Source organism: Pseudomonas sp. (assembly GCF_050739995.1).
In the GTDB taxonomy this organism is placed as follows: Bacteria; Pseudomonadota; Gammaproteobacteria; order Pseudomonadales; family Pseudomonadaceae; genus Aquipseudomonas.
This window is the reverse complement of sequence record NZ_JBOICG010000487.1, coordinates 1-1,598: the sequence shown is the minus strand read 5'-3', so window position 1 is coordinate 1,598 and position 1,598 is coordinate 1. Positions and strand designations below refer to the sequence as shown.

Here is a 1,598-nt window from a genome sequence, read left to right as displayed (position 1 = left end):
GCGCTGTCTTTGGCGAGAGAGAAATTCGGCAAGATGGGATCGACCGCAGGAGTGAAACGTTTCAGTTTATTACTGGGAAGGATAAAGGGAGTGGGCGCGCAGAGAAAGGGTAAATCGCAAGATGCATCATTTCAGATTTGGTAACAGTGACTAAGTGTCGCTGCAAAAAACGGGTGTGGGCAGGCTTTTGTGGGAGCTGGCTTGCCTGCGATAGCATCACATGGGTGTCACTGAAACACCGAGGTGGCTGCATCGCAGGCAAGCCTGCTCCCACATAAACCGGAATTGCGGTGTTCTTTAGAAAGTGGTGCGGATGCCGAACTGCACACTGCGCCCCGGCGCCGGCGCAATGTCCCGCAGAATCGAGCTGGCATAGCGCACAGTCTGGTTGGTCAGGTTTTCACCGTTCACAAACGCCAGCCATTGGCTGCCACCCACATTGAAGCGATAACCCGCGCTGGCGCCCAAGGTGGTGTAGCCATCGGTGCCGCTTTCGTTATCCGGCACACGGCCTTGGCCTGCGGCATGTTCCACATCGATGCGCGCCTGCCAGCGGTCCAGTTCCCACAGCAAACCGCTGTTCAAACGCAGCGGTGCGATGCGTGGAAGCGCTTCGCCGGTGTCTAGATTGGTGGCACGGGTGTAGTCGCCCGACAGTTCCAGGGCAAACTTACCGTAGGCGCTTTCGCCGAGTTTCCAGTGATCCTGGGCTTCGAAGCCGGCGAAGCGTGCACGCACGCCGGAGTATTGGTACTCAGGGTGACCGCTTGCGTCTTCCTCACCTTCATCGTTCAGTGTGCGGCCGGTGCCGAGCAAGCCGATGTAGTTGGAGAAGCGGCTGTAGAACACGCCGAAGCTGCCCTTGTGGGTGCCATTGTCAAAGCGCAGCGCCAGGTCGCTGGACACGGCTTTTTCTTTCTTCAGGTTGGCATCGCCACGTTCATAGGTAGCAGTGGCGACGTGGGCGCCGTTGGCATACAGCTCGTAGAACGTCGGGGCGCGCTCGGTGTAACCCAGGGTCGCGGCCAGGGACCAGATGGGCGTGAGGGTATACACCGCTCCCGACGACAGGCTGCCGGCGGTGAAGTCATTGCTTTTGTCGGCCGCGGCGAAGCGCGCGTTGCCCTTGGCGTCGGGGTCGACGTTGGTGTGTTCCACACGTCCACCGAGGCTGAGTTTCAGGCGTTCGGTAGCTTGCATCTCTTCGAGGATGAACAATGCGCCGGCGTTGGTATCGGTCTGCGGCACGAAGGCTTCTTCACCGAGGGCGGAGAACTCGTTGCGGGTCACCTGGGCGCCGACCACACCGTCGAACGGGCCGAGAGGTTGGTGGCGGGCTTCGACCCGCGCTTCATATCCTTTGTTCTTGAAGGTGGTTCCAGTTTCGCCGCCTTCTATCTCTCGGTGCTGGTAGTCGGTATACCCCGCGTCGACTTTCACCGAGCTGAACGGGCCTTGCAGGTTGCGGAATTCGGACGCAAAGGCGTAATGATCCTGCTTCATGCGGATGCGCACGTCCTGCTCGGCGGGCGAGCCGTAGTTGCTGTCGTAGTTGCTGTAGGACAGCCCGGCGTAACCGTCGTCCCAAGTGTAGGAAC

1 protein-coding gene is annotated in these 1,598 nt (G+C 59.8%); it reads right to left on the bottom strand.

Annotated features, from left to right (window positions below; genetic code table 11):
- Positions 1-297: 297 nt before the first annotated feature.
- The coding region (locus tag ACRESD_RS16115; protein WP_431751835.1) for a TonB-dependent receptor at positions 298-1,598 on the bottom strand (1,301 nt) is incomplete at its 5' end.